The following is a 14,843-nucleotide window of genomic DNA, read 5'->3' as shown; positions in this document are numbered from 1 at the left end:
CAGGGAGGGTTCGTCGGTCGTGCCGGGCTACCCGACGCCTCCGGGCCGGTACACCTGGACCCGGCGGCACCGTCACGATCGGGCATCGATGCTGGTCCGGGCGCTGCGCCCGGTCCTACGGTCGGCCGATGCGACGCACCTGGTGCCTGCTGCCCCTGACCGCCGTCCTGCTCGCCGGCTGCTCGGGCAGCGGTTCGACCAGCGACTCCGGCAGCTACTCCGCGGCCGCCCCGGGCGCGGAGCTCGCCACCCCGGACGACGCGGCCGAACCCCGGCAGGTGGTCACGACCGCCTCGGCCTCGCTCGTGGTGGACGACCCGCGCGCCGGTGCCCAGCAGGTCAGCGAGCTGGTCGAGGACGCCGGCGGCCGGGTCGACCAGCGGTCGGAGCAGGCGGGCGCGGCCGGCGGGCCCGGGGACCTGCCCGGGGAGAGGCCCGGGGACGTCGCGGACCTGGTCGTCCGGGTGCCCGCCGACGAGCTCACCGACCTGCTGCGCGACCTGGAGGACCTCGGCGAGGTCGGCAGCGTCTCGATCACCCGGGACGACGTCACCGGCACCGCGCTGGACCTGGACGCCCGGATCTCCGCCCTGCAGACCTCGGCCGACCGCCTCGAGTCACTCATGGCCGGGGCCACCACCACCGAGGCCCTGCTCGACGCCGAGCAGGCGCTGTCGGAGCGGCAGCAGGAGCTGGAGTCGCTGCAGTCCCAGCGCACCGCGCTGGCCGACCAGGTCGAGCTGTCCACGCTCGCGGTGCACCTGGCCCAGACCGAGGCGGCCGCCGACCCGGGGCGCAGCGGCTTCCTCGGCGGGCTGGACACCGGCTGGCAGGCGCTCACCACCGCAGTGGGCGGGGCGGTCGTCGTCCTGGGGGTGCTGCTGCCCTGGCTGGTCGTCGCCGGGCTGGTCGGCCTGGTCGCGCTGGTGGTGCACCGCCGACGCCGCCGGCCGGCCGGTGCCCCGGTCGGGGACGAGCTGCCGGCTCAGCCCCAGTAGAGCCGGAAGCCGACCCGCCGTCCGCCGTCCTCGGTGAGCGTGGCCTGGTCCACCACCTGGCGGGCCTGCTCCTCGACCGGGACGTCGGGGCTCAGCACCTCCAGGTAGCGCCGGTGCTCGGTGAGCGAGGCGACCGCCGCCTCGACGCCGGAGGTCACGTCCACCGCGTGCGGCGGCTCACCGATCGTCTGCACGGCCACGTACTGCGTCCCCGACCAGGGCTCGTCGACGAGGTCCGGGAAGATCCACTCGTTGCCGGCGTCGGCGACGGCGTCCAGCACCGACCGCGACAGCGCCCGGTGGTCGGCGGAGTTCCAGGCCGCGGGGGTCACGTCGGGCCCGGTCCAGGTGTCCCCGCCGTGCAGGGTGACGACCAGGTCGGGCCGGTGCCGGCGGATCGCGCCGGCCAGGTCGCGGCGCAGCTGCGGGCCCTCGACCACGGTGCCGTCGCGGTGGTCGAGGAACTCCACCTCGGTGACCCCGACGACGGCGGCCGACCGCCGCTCCTCCTCCTCGCGCAACGGGCCGGCCTGCGCCGGCGGCATCCCCGCGATGCCGGCCTCCCCCCGGGTGGCCAGCAGGTAGTGCACCTCCTTGCCGGCCGCCGTCCAGACCGCGACGGCGGCGGCCACGCCGTACTCGATGTCGTCGGGGTGCGCGGCGACGACGAGCGCGCGGGACCAGTCGGCGGGGAACGGGGCAGGCATGCCGCCGAGTGTGCCGCGCCGGTCAACGGACCGGCGCCGCGTCCCCCTCGGGCAGGTGGTCGGGGGTGTGCGGCGCCTCGTGCCGACCGGCCCCGTGCTCGCCGTCGGCCCCGTGCTCGCCGTCGGCCTGGTGCCGGCCGCGGGCCGCGGCGCCGTCCTGCGGGCTCGGTCCGCGGACCATGAGGACGACGAGCACCGCGCCCACCAGCCCGGCGGCACCGGCGACCAGCAGCACGTCGCGCAGGCCGTCGGCGTAGGCGGCGGCCAGCAGGTCCGAGAGCCCGGCCCGGCGGTCGGCCGGTGCCGAGGCCAGCAGCTGCTGGGCCTGGCCGCTGGACAGCGCGGACTCCGTCGCCGCCGGGTCGGGGGCACCGGCGTCGGTCAGCGCGCGGGTGGTGCCCGCGGCGAACACCGACCCCAGCACGGCGACCCCGACGGCGAAGCCGAGCTGCCGGGCGGTGTTCACCGCGCCCGAGGCCATCCCGCCGCGCTCGCGGGGCACCGAGGCCAGCGCGGCCGAGGTGACGACCGGGTTGCAGATGCCGACGCCCAGGCCGAGGACCGCGAGGCCGGGGACCAGGATGCCCCAGCTCGCGCCGCCGTCGACCCGGGCCATGAGCAGCGCGCCGCCGCCGATCAGCGCCAGGCCCACGGCCAGCACGATGCGCGGGGAGCGGTCGGTGAGCGTCTTGCCGACGACGGCCGCGGTCACGAAGCTGACCGCCGACAGCGGGATGAAGACCAGGCCGGCCTGCAGCGGGGTGAGGCCGAGGATCGACTGCAGCCACAGCGACAGGTAGATGCTGTTGGCGAACGCGGCCAGGTTGAGCAGCAGCGAGCCGATCATGATGCCGCTGAACCGGCTGGTGCGGAACAGCCGCAGGTCCAGCATCGGGGCCTCGCGGTGCAGCTCGAGGAACACCCAGCCGACCAGGACGACGACGCCCGCGGCGATCGGCCCCCAGGACCCGACGGTGGACCAGCCGTTGGACGCCGCCTCGACCAGGCCGTAGACCACCGCGCCGGCGCCGAGGGTGAACGTGGCGATGCCCGGGACGTCGGGGTGCGGGGCACCGGACTGCCGGGACTCCTCCACCACCGCGATGGTCAGCACGACGGCGAACAGGCAGATCGGCAGGTTGACCAGGAAGATCCAGCGCCAGGAGATCCCGGTCAGCAGCCCGCCCAGGATCGGCCCGGCCGCGGCGGCGGCGCCGACCACGGCGCCCCAGATGCCGAACGCGGTGCCGCGGTCGCGGCCCCGGTAGATGGCGTTGAGCAGCGCGATGGTGGTGCTGAACATGGCGGCCGCGCCGATGCCCTGCACCGCGCGGGCGGTGATCAGCAGCTCGGCGTTCGGGGCCAGCCCGCAGGCCAGCGAGCTGACCGCGAAGAGCACCAGCCCGCCCAGGTAGAGCCGCCGCCGGCCGTACAGGTCGGCCAGCGACCCGGCGCCCAGCACCAGCGCGGCCAGGCCGAGGGCGTAGATGTCGACCACCCACTGCAGCTGGTCGAACGACGTCCCCAGGGACGTGGCGATGTCGGGCAGCGCGACGTTCACGATGGTGACGTCGATCAGGAGCATGAACGTGCCGGCACAGACCGCTATCAACGGCCACCACTTGCGCATGACGCCCACCATGCCCGGTGGTTGCCCCCCTCAACCTCCCGGGCCTGCGGAAGCGCTGCTGGTCACACTCCGCGGGCGACCCGCAGGGCGACGGCGACCATCGGCACCTGGAACGGCAGCCGGGCCAGGGCGACCGCCCGCCGGCGTCCGTGCAGCACCCGGACGGTGTGCAGGTGGGCCGGCACGAAGGCCGCCAGCAGCCCGGCCGCGGCCCAGCCACCCAGCGACCGGGTCGCCGGGACGGCGAGCAGGCCGGCGGTGGCCAGCTCGACCACCCCGCTGCCGGTCACCCACGGCCGCGCCGGGCCCAGCTCGGGCGGCACCATCCAGTCGAAGGTCGTCGGTCGGACCAGGTGCAGCACCCCCGACCCGCCCAGCGCCACGGCCAGTCCTGCTGCTCGCACGTCGATCCCCATCCCGGAACCGTAGGCTCGCCGCTCGTGTCCGTCGTCGACCTGCTCATCGCCGCCGGGGTGGCCCTGCTCGCCGGGGGGATCAACTCCGTCGCCGGCGGTGGATCGCTGATCCTCTTCCCCACCCTGGTCGCCCTCGGCCTGCCCACCGTGGCGGCCAACGTGACCAACTCCGTGGCCCAGTGGCCCGGCTACCTGGGCGCGGTGGTCGGGTTCCGCGACCACTACCGCGGCCAGCGCACCCGGCTGATTGGCATGTCGGTGGTCGCCGTCCTCGGCGGGACGGCGGGCAGCATCCTGCTGCTGACCACGCCGTCCTCGGCCTTCGACACGATCGTGCCGGTGCTGGTGCTGCTGGCCAGCCTGCTCATCGGGTTCCAGCCGCTGCTGACCAAGCGGCTGAAGGCCAACGAGACCGACGGCGAGCGCCGGGACCCGGTGTGGCTCTACGTCGTGGTCTTCCTCGCCTGCGTCTACGGCGGCTACTTCGGCGGTGCGCTGGGCGTCATCCTCACCGCGGTGCTCGCGGTCGGGCTGGGCCGGCTCAAGCTGGCCAACGCCATCAAGAGCCTGCTGGCCCTGGTCACCGCCAGCACCACCGTGGTGGTGTTCGGCATCTTCGGCCCGGTCGACTGGCAGCTCGTCGCCGTCTGCGCCCCCGCGGCCCTGGTCGGCGGATACCTCGGCGCCAAGGTCGCCACGCGGATCCCGAGCACCCCGCTGCGGGTGTTCATCGTCGTCTTCGGCGTCGCGGTGGCGGTCTACCTGTTCCTCCGGTCGTGACCGTCGACGCGGTCGCCCTGGTGGTGGCCGGGGTCATCCTGGTGGCCGCCCTGGCCGCCGCCGTCGTCGACTCCCCCCGGCTGCCCGCCGCGGCGGTCGCCGTCCCCGGGGCGTTGCTGCTGGCCGCGGTGGGCATCGTCGGATGGCCGGAGGCCGAGGACACCGTCCGGGAGGTCGCGCCCACCGTCGGCTTCCTGGTGGTCATCCTGCTGCTGAGCGACCTGGCCGACCGGGAGGGCCTGTTCACCTGGTCGGCCGCGGTCACCGCCCGCCGGGCCGGCCGCTCGTCGCAGGCGCTGCTGGTCCGGGTGGTCGCGCTGTCCGCGGTGGTCACCGCGGTGCTGTCCCTGGACGCGACGGTGGTGCTGCTGACCCCGGTCGTGCTGGCCACCGCGGCCCGGATGCGGGTCCCCGCCCGCCCGCACGCCTACGCCGCCGGGCACCTGTCCAACTCGGCGTCGCTGCTGATGCCGGTGTCCAACCTGACCAACCTGCTGGCCTTCGCCGCGACCGGGCTGACCTTCCTGCACTTCACCGCGCTGATGGCCGGGCCGTGGGTGGTCGCCGTGCTGGTCGAGTACGCGGTCCTGCGCCGGGTGTTCCGGTCCGACCTGGCGGTCCCGGTGGGCGAGCCGGTGGACGACGTCCCGCCGCCGCCGGTGCTGGCGCTGGTGGTCGTCGGGCTGACCGTCGTGGGCTTCGGGGTGGCGTCGCTGACCGACATCGCCCCGGTGTGGCCCGCGCTGCTCGGCGTCCTGGTGCTGGCCGGCAAGCAGCTCGTCCGCCGCCGCACCCGGCCGGCCGAGCTGGTGGTCGCCGCCAACCTGCCCTTCGCGCTGTTCGTGTTCGGGCTGGCGGTCGTCGTCCTGGCCCTGCAGGTCAACGGGCTGGAGCGGCTGCTCACCGCGGTGCTGCCGGCCGGGGACGACCTGCTGGCGCTGCTGGGCGTGGCGGCGGTCTCCGCGGTGCTGGCCAACGTGCTCAACAACCTGCCCGCCACCCTCGCCCTGCTGCCGGCGGCCGCGGTGGGCGGCCCGCCGACGCTGCTGGCGGTGCTGATCGGGGTCAACGTCGGCCCGAACCTGACCTACGTCGGGTCGCTGGCCAACCTGCTGTGGCGCCGGGTCTTCGCCGCGACCGGGGAGCAATCCCCCAGCGCGGCCCGCTTCAGCCTCGTCGGCCTGGCGACGGTCCCGCTCACCCTGGTGCTGGCGACGGTCGCCCTGTGGGCGGCCCTCCAGGTCTAGGCCTCCCGCCACCGGGCGCGGCAGGCATGGGAGCCCATGCACCCACCTCCAGACACCGTCCCCGGGTGCATGGGCTCCCATGCCGGGGTGGGTCGGTGCGTGAGGCAAAGGAACCTCTGCACCCCCTATCCGCGCGGATAGGGGGTGCAGAGGTTCCCTTTGCCCGCCGTGGGCGAGGGTGTAGCGCCGGCTATTCGCCGCCGCGGCCGGGGTCGCCGATGGCGATCATCGCCTCGACGGCCTTGCGGGCGCGGGCGGCGATGTCGGCGGGCACCTCGATCGCGCCGGAGCCGGTCTGCAGGGTCCGCAGCAGCTTGGCCGGGGTGATCATCTTCATGTAGCGGCAGGCGGCGCGGGAGTTCATCGGCAGGAACTCGGTCGTGGAGTTCAGGTTCCGCAGCTGGTGCAGGATGCCGATCTCGGTGGCCACCAGCACCTGCTTGGCCGTGGTGGCCGCGGCGGCCTCGGCCATGCCGCCGGTGGACAGCACCCGGGTGCGGTCGGCGGGCAGGTCGCCGTTGCTCACCAGGTCGAGCACCGAGGTGGTGCACCCGCACTCGGGGTGCACCAGGATCTCGGCGTCGGGGTGGGCGGCGACCTGGGTGCGGACGTCCGACGGTGAGATGCCCGCGTGCACGTGGCACTCCCCCGCCCAGATCCGGATGTTGTCCCGGCCGGTGACCCGCTTGACGTGCGCACCGAGGAACTGGTCGGGGCAGAAGAGGATCTCGCGGTCGGCCGGGATGGACCGGACGACGTCGGCGGCGTTGGACGACGTGCAGCAGATGTCGGTCTCGGCCTTCACCGCGGCCGTGGTGTTGACGTAGCTGACGACGACCGCGCCGGGGTGCTCGGACTTCCACTCCCGCAGCTGCTCGGCGGTGATCGAGTCGGCCAGGGAGCAGCCGGCGTCCAGGTCGGGCAGCAGCACGGTCTTGTCCGGGGACAGGATCTTGGCGGTCTCGGCCATGAAGTGGACGCCGCAGAACACGATCTCCCGGGCATCGGTCTGCGCGGCCACGCGGGACAGGTAGAGCGAGTCGCCGGTGTGGTGGGCGACGTCCTGGATCTCGGGCACCTGGTAGTTGTGCGCCAGCACGACGGCGCCGCGCTCGTCGGCCAGCCGGCGGACCTCGGCGGCCCACTCCTCGTACTGCGCCGGGCTCAGGGTGCGCTCGTCCCCGGTCGGAGCTGCGGTCACGGGCGGGGCTGCGGTGGTCACGTCAGGTTCTCCTCGGTCGGCGACGGTGACGATGATCCCCCGTCGCCGCCACCCGCCGGTGCGCAGGTGGGCCTTACGATCTGCAGGTTCCCGTCGGTCAAACTCTCAAGGACCTCTCCGTGCGCCGTCGCCCCCTCGCCCTCGCCGTGCTCGCCACCGCTGCCCTCGCGGTGTCCGCGTGCGCGCCGCAGGAGTCCTCCTCCGACGCCTCCGGGTCCGGCTCGTCCGGTGGGTCGTGCACCCCGGAGGACCTGGGCACCGTCACCGCGGACACCCTGACGATCGCCACCGACGAGCCCGCCTACGAGCCGTGGGTGGTCGACGACGACCCGACCTCGGGCGACGGCTACGAGTCCGCGGTGGCCTACGCGGTCGCCGAGCAGCTCGGCTACTCGCAGGACCAGGTCGAGTGGACCCGGGTGCCGTTCAACACGGCCATCTCCCCGGGTGACAAGGACTTCGACTTCGACATCAACCAGTTCACGATCAACGACGAGCGCCGCCAGGCCGTGGACTTCTCCTCGCCGTACTACACCGCGACGCAGGCCGTGATCACCACCGGCGGCTCGGCCGCCGACGGCGCCACCTCCCTGGAGGACCTGCGCGGGCTGCGGCTGGGTGCCCAGGTGGCCACCACCAGCCTGACCGTGCTGACCGACGTCATCGACCCGACCACCGACCCCCAGGTGTTCAACACCAACGACGACGCCAAGCTCGCGCTGCAGAACGGCCAGGTCGACGCCATCGTCGTGGACCTGCCGACCGCGTTCTACATCACCAGCGCCGAGCTGGACGACGGCGTCATCGTCGGCCAGGTCGCGGACTCCGGTGAGTCCGGCGACCAGTTCGGCCTGCTGCTGGCCAAGGACTCGCCGCTGACCGACTGCGTCAGCCAGGCCGTGGACGCCCTGGACGAGGACGGCACGCTGGCCGACCTGCAGCAGCAGTGGCTCTCCGACGCCGCCGACGCGCCGGTCCTCAACTGACCGCCTCCCTGACCGGCGGCGCCCCGGGTCTCCCGGCGCCGTCGCAGCTCGAGCTGGACCGGCGGGCCTTCCGGACCCGCCGGTCCCGGCGCTCCACCGGCGTCGCCCTGCTGTCCACGCTGGTGTTCGCGGTGGTCGCCTACCTCGTCGTGACCCGCTCGCCGGGCTGGCCCCGGGTGCAGACGACGTTCTTCTCGCTGTCGGCCGCCCGCGACGCCTTCCCCGACATCCTGCGCGGGCTCTGGCTCAACGTGCAGGTGCTGGTCATCGGCGGGCTGCTCGTGCTCGTGCTGGGCCTGGGCATCGCGGTGCTGCGCACCCTGCGCGGCCCGGCCTTCGCACCGCTGCGGCTGCTGGCCACCGGGTACGTCGACCTGTTCCGCGGCATGCCGCTGATCATCACGCTGTACCTGGTCGGGTTCGGCCTGCCCGCGCTGCGGCTGCAGGGCGTGCCGAACTCGCCGTTCGTGCTGGGCACCCTGGCGATCGTGCTGACCTACTCGGCCTACGTCGCCGAGGTGTTCCGCGCGGGCATCGAGTCGGTGCACCCCAGCCAGCGGGCCGCCGCCCGGTCCCTCGGGCTCACCCACCGGCAGACCACCCGGATCGTCGTGCTGCCCCAGGCGGTCCGGAACGTGACGCCGGCGCTGCTCAACGACTTCGTGGCGCTGCAGAAGGACGTCGGGCTGATCTCGGTGCTCGGCGCGGTCGACGCCGTCCGGGCCGCGCAGATCCAGGTCGGCCAGACCTTCAACTTCACCCCGTACGTGGTGGCCGGGCTGCTGTTCGTGCTGCTCGCCGTCCCCTCGGCCCGGATCGCCGACGGCGTCGCCGCCCGCGCCCGCCGCCGCCAGCAGACCGGGAGCGTGCTGTGAGCGCCGTCCTCGACGTGCGGGGCGTGGTGAAGTCCTTCGGCGAGAACGTGGTGCTGCGCGGGGTGGACCTCTCCGTGGACGAGCACCAGGTCGTGGCCCTGATCGGCGGGTCCGGGTCGGGCAAGTCGACCCTGCTGCGCTGCGCCTCGCTGCTGGAGACCGTGGACGACGGCCAGGTGCTCCTGGACGGCGAGGACGTCACCGACCCCCGGGTGGACGCCGACGCCGTCCGTCGCCGGCTCGGGGTGGTCTTCCAGACCTACAACCTCTTCCCGCACATGACCGTGCTGGACAACGTCGTGCTGGCGCCCACCCGGGTGCACGGCCGGTCGCGGTCCGACGCCCGGGACGAGGCGCTGGCGCTGCTGGAGCGGATCGGGCTGGCCGACAAGGCCGGCGAGTACCCCGACCGGCTGTCGGGCGGTCAGCAGCAGCGGGTGGCCATCGTCCGGGCACTGGCGGTGCACCCCCGGGTGCTCCTGCTGGACGAGATCACCTCGGCGCTGGACCCCGAGCTGGTCGGCGAGGTGCTGCGGGTGGTCCGCGAGGTCGCGGCGCAGGGCATGACCATCGTGATGGCCACCCACGAGATGGGTTTCGCCAAGCAGGTCGCGGACACCGTGTGCTTCCTGGACCAGGGCGTCGTCCTGGAGTCCGGGCCGCCGGAGCAGGTGCTGGGCGACCCGGTCGAGGCCCGCACCCGGCAGTTCCTGTCCCGGATCATCGACGCCGGACGGTTGTAGGGCCTCTCAGGCCCGCAGGTGGCCGGTGTCGTTGACCAGCCGCACCGACGATGACCCGTCGCTGCCCCAGCTGACCGTAGACAGCGACGCCGCCTCCAGGAACACCTTGTAGACGACCTCGTCGCCGACGCCGAGCCCGGCGGCGAGCATCAGCTTGATCGGCGTCACGTGGGTGACCAGCAGGACGGTCTTCCCGGCGTGCCGGTCGAGGATGCGGGTACGGGCGGCCGCGACGCGGGTGGAGACGTCGACGATCGACTCCCCGCCCGGCGGCCGGACGTCGGGGGCGGTGCGCCAGCGCCGGAAGGCCAGCGGGTTGGCCGCCAGCGCCTCGGCCGCGGTGAGGCCCTCCCACCCGCCGAAGTCCAGCTCGCGCAGGTCCCGGTCGACCTCGATGTCCTGGTCGAGCACCTCGGCCACGGCCCCGGCGGTCTGCCGGCAGCGCTTGAGCGGGGAGGACACGATCACGTCGATCCCCAGCCCCGCGACGGCCTGCGCGGCCGCCGCGGCGTCGGCCCGGCCCAGGTCGGACAGGTCCAGGTCGCTGCTCCCGGAGAACCGGCGCTCCGGGGTGTGCGCCGTCCGGCCGTGCCGGAGCAGGTGGGTCGTGGTGGTGACGACCGGCGCGGGCGGCTCTGTCGGGGCGTCCGGCTGGGGCTCCACCTCGACGGGCGCGACCCCCAGGTCGCGGTGCACCGGCTTGCCGTCCATGGCGGAGTTGGCCAGGGCGTCGGCGGCGGAGTTCTGCGCGCGGGGGATCCAGGTGTAGCGGACCGAGCCGATCAGGCGGGCGAGGTCGCGGGCCTGGACGGCGAGCTTCTTCATGTCCGGGTGCTTGATCTGCCAGCGGCCCGACATCTGCTCGACGACCAGCTTGGAGTCCATCCGCACCTCGACCGACGCGGTCGGGTCGATGGTGAGCACGGCCTGCAGTCCGGCGACCAGCCCGCCGTACTCGGCGACGTTGTTGGTGGCCCGGCCGACCGACTCGGCCCGCTCGGCCAGCAGGGCGCCGGTGTCGGCGTCGCGGACCAGGGCGCCGTAGCCGGCCGGACCCGGGTTGCCCCGGGACCCGCCGTCGGCCTCCACGACGAGGCGGCGGCTCACAGCCCGGACTCGGCGGTGCGGACCAGGATCCGGTTGCAGTTCTCGCAGCGCAGCACCGTGTGCGGGTCGGCGTTGCGGGCGGCGGCAAGCTCGGTGCCGTAGAGCTCGATCCGGCAGCCCTCGCAGCGGCGGGCGTGCAACGCGGCCGCGCCGGTGCTGCCGGTCTGCGTGGCGACCCGGTCGTACAGCGCCAGCAGCGGGGCGCTGATCGTGCCGGCGATCTCGGCCCGCTTCGCGGTGTGGGTCTGCTCGCCCTCGGCGATCTCGGCCAGCGCGACGTCGCGGCCCTCCTCGGCCCGCGCCTGGTCGGCCTTCGCCCCGTCCAGCCCGGCCTGCGCCGTCGCCAGGGTCGCGTCGGCGGTCTCCCGGCGCTCCATCAGCTCGAGCACCTGGTCCTCCAGGTCGCCCTGGCGGCGGGCCAGGGAGGCCATCTCCTGCTGCAGGCTGGTCATCTCCTTGGGCGTCGCCGCTCCTGAGTCCAGCCGCTGCTGGTCCTTGTCCGACCGGGCACGGACGGCGTCCACGTCGGTCTCCAGCCGCTTCTGCTCCCGGTCCAGGTCGCGGACCACGGTCTCGGCCCGGACGACGTCGGCGGTGAACTCCCGCTGGGCGTCCTCCGCGGCGGTGACCGCGGCGTTCTCGGGGAGGGTGCGCCGGCGGTGGGCGAGCTGCGCGAGCGCGACGTCCTCCGCGGCCAGGGTCAGCAGCTTCTGCTGGTCGAAATGGTCTGCCTGCACGCCGTCAACCTACCCGCGCCCGGAGCCCTCCCCCGCCGTCGTCGGCGTCTCGCCGAGCGGATCGGGCAGGTCGCGCACCGACGGGTCCTCGCGCTCGGCCGTGTAGTCGGTGTCCGCGGTGCCGTCCACGCCGTCGTCCACCTTCATCGCGCGCAGCACGAACGTCACCAGGACGACGACGAGCAGGTTGGCCGCCACGGCCAGGAAGCCGGCGTAGACGGTGGTCGTGGTGTCGAAGCCGAGCTTGCTCAGGGAGAACGCCGACCCGGCGAAGTGCTCCTTGACCACCGTGCCGTCGGGCCCCACCCGCTGGACGCTGTAGAGCATCAGGAAGCCGGCGACCATGCCGACCACCCAGCCGGCCACCAGCGCGCCGCGGTGGAACCACCGGGTGTAGAGCCCGATCCCGACCGAGGGCAGCGTCTGCAGGATGATCACGCCGCCGATGAGCTGCAGGTCGATGGAGAACTGCGGGTCGATGAAGATGATCGCGGCGACCGCGCCCAGCTTGACCACCAGCGAGGCCAGCTTGGCGACCTTGGCCTCCTGGGTCGGGGTGGCGTCCTTCTTCAGGTACTCCTTGTAGATGTTGCGGGTGAACAGGTTCGCCGCCGCGATGCTCATGATCGCCGCGGGCACCAGGGCGCCGATGCCCACCGCGGCGAACGCCACCCCGGCGAACCAGCTCGGGAACATCTGCTGGAACAGGGCCGGGACGATGGTGTTGTTGTCGGCCCCGATCGGCTCGGTGCCGGCGGCGATGGCCATGAAGCCCAGCAGCGCGATGAAGCCCAGCGCCAGGCTGTAGATCGGCAGCAGGGACATGTTCTTCTGCAGCGTGCCGCGGCTCTTGGCGGCCAGCACCCCGGTGATCGAGTGCGGGTAGAGGAACAGCGCCAGCGCCGACCCCAGCGCCAGGGTCGCGTACTGCACCTGGCCGGTGCCCGGCAGCAGCAGGCCGCCGGTGCCCGACAGGCTGAACTTCTCCTCCGCGGCGCCGAAGACGACGTCCCAGCCCCCGAGCTTGGTGGGGATGACGATGACCGCGACGATGATCGTCAGGTAGATCAGGATGTCCTTGACGAACGCGATCAGCGCCGGGGCCCGCAGGCCCGAGCTGTAGGTGTAGACCGCCAGGATCACGAAGGCCACGATGATCGGCAGCTCACCGGTGACGCCCATCGTCTTCAGCACGGCCTCGATGCCGACCAGCTGCAGCGCGATGTAGGGCATCGTCGCGACGATCCCGGTGATGGCCACCAGCAGCGCCATGGTCGGGCTGTCGAACCGGGACCGGACGAAGTCCGCCGGCGTCACGAAGCCGCGGACGTGGCTCACCGACCACAGCCGGATGACCACCAGGAAGATCAGCGGGTAGACCACGACGGTGTAGGGCACCGCGAAGAACCCGGCCGCGCCGGCCCCGAACACCAGCGCCGGGACGGCGACGAACGTGTAGGCGGTGTAGATGTCCCCGCCGATGAGGAACCAGGTGATCCAGGTGCCGAAGCTGCGCCCGCCCAGGCCCCACTCGTCCAGGTGCATGAGGTTCTCCGCCCGCCGCCAGCGGGCGGCGCCGAACCCCAGCGCGGTGACGACGACGAAGAACGCGATGAAGACCGCCAGCTCGACGGTGTTGATGCCCTCCACGCCTCAGCCCCGCTTCCCGCGCTGGTGGGCGCGGTGGACCAGGGAGGTGGTGACCACGCCGACGACGACGAAGGCCAGCTGGACCCAGTAGAAGAACGGCCAGCCGAAGAGCTCGGGCTCCGCGCGGTTGAACACCGGGACCAGCAGCGGCAGCACGATCGGCAGCAGCAGCAACCAGTTCCACGGGTTCTTGTCGCTGCGCCGGGGGGCCAGGTCGGCCGCCCTCCGGCTCGTGGTCGGTGGCTGGTCGGTCACGGTGCTCCCCCTCCGGCTGACCCGGAGGCGGGTCAGCCCTGCGTCGTCTCCGTCCGCTCCCCTGCTGCGCGGACGCTGCGTGCGGCCCCCGGGTCGGCGATGTCCTCCACGCGCTGGGGCACGTGCATCGTCCACGGATCGGTGCTCAACCGCGAGACCGCGACGCCCACCCGCGCACGGAGGTCACGGTGCAGGACGTCGGCGGCCACCGACAGCCAGGGCCACTCGCTGGCGAAGTGTGCCACGTCACAGATGGCCGGTCCCGGCACCTCCCCGGCCTCCACGGCCGGGTGGTGCTTCACGTCGCTGGTGAGCAGGACGTCGGCGCCGGCCTCGGCTGCCCGGTCGTACAGCGAGCTGCCGCTGCCGCCGCACACGGCGACGGTGCGGACCATGCGGTCGGGGTCACCGGCCACCCGGACACCGCCGGCGGTGGCCGGCAGCACGGCGGCCGCCCGCTCGGCGAACTCGCGCAGCGTGATCGGGTGGGTGAGCTCGCCCAGCCGGCCGAGCCCGGCCCGGCTGGGGGTCGAGGAGTTCTCGAACACGGCGTAGCCGGGGTCCTCGTAGGGGTGCCACTCGTGCAGGGCGCGCAGCACCTCGGCCTGGGCCGCGCGCGGCACGACCATCTCCAACCGGGTCTCGGGCACCCGCTCGAGGCGGCCGTTCGACCCGATCGACGGGTTGGCCTCGTCGCCGGGGATGAACGTGCCGGTGCCGACGGTCTGCCAGGCGCAGCGGGTGTAGTCCCCGATCACCCCGGCCCCGGCCGCGCTGAGCGCGTCCACGAGCCGGTCGCTGTCCTCGACCGGGGAGAAGACCACCAGCGTGTTGGTCTGGGGTGCGCCGACGGACTCCAGCGGCACGGTGTTGCCCACGCCGAGCGCGGCGGCCAGGGCGTCGTTGACACCGTGGTCGGCGGCCCGGTCGGCGTTGGTGTGCGCCACGAACAGGCCGATGCCGGCGCGGATCAGCCGGTGGACCACCCGGCCCTTGGGGTCGTCGGCGGGCACTCCGTGCACCGGGGTGAGCAGCAGCGGGTGGTGGGTGACCACGAGGTCCACGCCGCGCTCGATGGCCTCGTCGACCACCGCGTCGGTGGGGTCGACGGCGAACAGCACGGAGTGCACGGCCTCGGTGGGGTCCCCGCACACCAGGCCGACGGCGTCCCAGTCCTCGGCGAGCGCCGGGTCGTACCGGGCCTCGAGGGCCGCGATGACCTCCGCCAGCGGCGCGCCGGGCAGGGGGAGGGCATGCACGTTCCCCTGCTGCTCGGGGAAGCCTTCGTCCATCGGTAGAGCCACGATTTCGGACTGTAGGTGGGGTCGCTCCAGTCCGCCTGCCCAGCCGGCAGCACCTCCCCCCTCGGTCCTGGGGAGGTGCTCAGCGGGCTCATGGGCAGCGGTGGTCATCGCCCGGTGTTCGTGGGCAGTGCACCTCCTGGACGGGTCTGCGCGGTCGCGACCGGCGTGGCGGACCTCACGGTCGGC

At 73.7% G+C, this 14,843-nt stretch carries 15 protein-coding genes; 6 read left to right on the top strand and 9 right to left on the bottom strand.

Annotation, left to right across the window (positions count from 1 at the left end; genetic code table 11):
* Positions 1 to 128: 128 nt before the first annotated feature.
* Positions 129 to 998, top strand: coding sequence for a DUF4349 domain-containing protein (locus UXQ13_RS08710; protein WP_336392196.1), 870 nt, complete (start codon positions 129 to 131; stop codon positions 996 to 998).
* On the opposite strand, the gene UXQ13_RS08705 is transcribed toward UXQ13_RS08710, so the two are convergent.
* The 3 genes from UXQ13_RS08705 to UXQ13_RS08695 all read right to left on the bottom strand — a co-directional run bounded on the left by UXQ13_RS08705 (position 986) and on the right by UXQ13_RS08695 (position 3,751).
* Positions 986 to 1,705: a PIG-L deacetylase family protein gene (locus tag UXQ13_RS08705; protein ID WP_225232141.1), complete on the bottom strand. Its 720-nt coding sequence runs from the start codon at positions 1,703 to 1,705 to the stop codon at positions 986 to 988. The two genes, UXQ13_RS08710 and UXQ13_RS08705, sit on opposite strands and share 13 nt — an antisense overlap.
* Positions 1,706 to 1,727: 22 nt before the next feature.
* A complete protein-coding gene (locus UXQ13_RS08700) occupies positions 1,728 to 3,335 on the bottom strand; it encodes an MFS transporter (protein ID WP_225232142.1) in 1,608 nt (535 codons plus the stop codon).
* A 62-nt stretch (positions 3,336 to 3,397) separates the two neighbouring features.
* On the bottom strand, positions 3,398 to 3,751 hold the full coding sequence (locus tag UXQ13_RS08695) for a DoxX family protein (protein ID WP_225232143.1): 354 nt from the start codon (positions 3,749 to 3,751) through the stop codon (positions 3,398 to 3,400).
* A 24-nt stretch (positions 3,752 to 3,775) separates the two neighbouring features.
* Here UXQ13_RS08695 and UXQ13_RS08690 point away from each other — a divergent pair, with 24 nt between their 5' ends.
* Positions 3,776 to 4,531 carry a sulfite exporter TauE/SafE family protein gene (locus UXQ13_RS08690; protein WP_225232144.1) on the top strand — a complete coding sequence of 252 codons (756 nt, stop codon included), beginning with the start codon at positions 3,776 to 3,778 and terminating at the stop codon, positions 4,529 to 4,531.
* The gene (locus UXQ13_RS08685; RefSeq protein ID WP_225232145.1) at positions 4,528 to 5,778 is read left to right on the top strand and encodes an SLC13 family permease; all 1,251 of its coding nucleotides are present in this window, start codon (positions 4,528 to 4,530) and stop codon (positions 5,776 to 5,778) included. The genes UXQ13_RS08690 and UXQ13_RS08685 overlap by 4 nt, the downstream gene beginning before the upstream one ends.
* A gap of 190 nt (positions 5,779 to 5,968) precedes the next feature.
* On the opposite strand, the gene nadA is transcribed toward UXQ13_RS08685, so the two are convergent.
* Complete coding sequence (gene nadA / locus UXQ13_RS08680) at positions 5,969 to 7,000, bottom strand: quinolinate synthase NadA (RefSeq protein WP_225232146.1); 1,032 nt, start codon at positions 6,998 to 7,000, stop codon at positions 5,969 to 5,971.
* A 119-nt stretch (positions 7,001 to 7,119) separates the two neighbouring features.
* On the opposite strand from nadA, the gene UXQ13_RS08675 reads away from it, so the two are divergent.
* From UXQ13_RS08675 to UXQ13_RS08665, 3 genes are read left to right on the top strand one after another with little or no spacing between them, the layout of a single operon-like run.
* Positions 7,120 to 7,986, top strand: a complete 867-nt coding sequence (locus UXQ13_RS08675; protein ID WP_225232147.1) for an ABC transporter substrate-binding protein — start codon at positions 7,120 to 7,122, stop codon at positions 7,984 to 7,986.
* Positions 7,947 to 8,861 carry an amino acid ABC transporter permease gene (locus UXQ13_RS08670; RefSeq protein ID WP_225232148.1) on the top strand — a complete coding sequence of 305 codons (915 nt, stop codon included), beginning with the start codon at positions 7,947 to 7,949 and terminating at the stop codon, positions 8,859 to 8,861. Before UXQ13_RS08675 ends, UXQ13_RS08670 begins: the two co-directional genes overlap by 40 nt.
* Positions 8,858 to 9,604 carry an amino acid ABC transporter ATP-binding protein gene (locus UXQ13_RS08665; protein WP_336392195.1) on the top strand — a complete coding sequence of 249 codons (747 nt, stop codon included), beginning with the start codon at positions 8,858 to 8,860 and terminating at the stop codon, positions 9,602 to 9,604. Before UXQ13_RS08670 ends, UXQ13_RS08665 begins: the two co-directional genes overlap by 4 nt.
* Before the next feature lie 6 nt (positions 9,605 to 9,610).
* On the opposite strand, the gene UXQ13_RS08660 is transcribed toward UXQ13_RS08665, so the two are convergent.
* From UXQ13_RS08660 to UXQ13_RS08640, 5 genes are read right to left on the bottom strand one after another with little or no spacing between them, the layout of a single operon-like run.
* Positions 9,611 to 10,711 (bottom strand): bifunctional RNase H/acid phosphatase, encoded by a 1,101-nt coding sequence (locus tag UXQ13_RS08660; protein ID WP_225232150.1) that lies wholly within the window; start codon positions 10,709 to 10,711, stop codon positions 9,611 to 9,613.
* Positions 10,708 to 11,448, bottom strand: coding sequence for a zinc ribbon domain-containing protein (locus UXQ13_RS08655; RefSeq protein WP_225232151.1), 741 nt, complete (start codon positions 11,446 to 11,448; stop codon positions 10,708 to 10,710). Before UXQ13_RS08655 ends, UXQ13_RS08660 begins: the two co-directional genes overlap by 4 nt.
* Before the next feature lie 9 nt (positions 11,449 to 11,457).
* Positions 11,458 to 13,098, bottom strand: a complete 1,641-nt coding sequence (gene mctP, locus UXQ13_RS08650) for a monocarboxylate uptake permease MctP (protein WP_225232152.1) — start codon at positions 13,096 to 13,098, stop codon at positions 11,458 to 11,460.
* 3 nt (positions 13,099 to 13,101) lie between these two features.
* Positions 13,102 to 13,353 (bottom strand): DUF3311 domain-containing protein, encoded by a 252-nt coding sequence (locus tag UXQ13_RS08645; protein ID WP_225232153.1) that lies wholly within the window; start codon positions 13,351 to 13,353, stop codon positions 13,102 to 13,104.
* 32 nt (positions 13,354 to 13,385) lie between these two features.
* Positions 13,386 to 14,657: a Nif3-like dinuclear metal center hexameric protein gene (locus tag UXQ13_RS08640; RefSeq protein WP_225232154.1), complete on the bottom strand. Its 1,272-nt coding sequence runs from the start codon at positions 14,655 to 14,657 to the stop codon at positions 13,386 to 13,388.
* Positions 14,658 to 14,843: the final 186 nt, after the last annotated feature.

This window comes from Klenkia terrae, assembly GCF_037083865.1.
In the GTDB taxonomy this organism is placed as follows: domain Bacteria; phylum Actinomycetota; class Actinomycetes; order Mycobacteriales; family Geodermatophilaceae; genus Klenkia; species Klenkia terrae.
This window is presented reverse-complemented; position numbering and strand designations above follow the sequence as displayed.

Bases quoted from the DNA above. Each gene is read 5' to 3' on its own strand.
- UXQ13_RS08695 (WP_225232143.1), bottom strand. From the start codon at position 3,751: ATGGGGATCGACGTGCGAGCAGCAGGACTGGCCGTGGCGCTGGGCGGG.
- UXQ13_RS08700 (WP_225232142.1), bottom strand. From the start codon at position 3,335: ATGCGCAAGTGGTGGCCGTTGATAGCGGTCTGTGCCGGCACGTTCATG.
- UXQ13_RS08705 (WP_225232141.1), bottom strand. From the start codon at position 1,705: ATGCCTGCCCCGTTCCCCGCCGACTGGTCCCGCGCGCTCGTCGTCGCC.
- UXQ13_RS08710 (WP_336392196.1), top strand. From the start codon at position 129: ATGCGACGCACCTGGTGCCTGCTGCCCCTGACCGCCGTCCTGCTCGCC.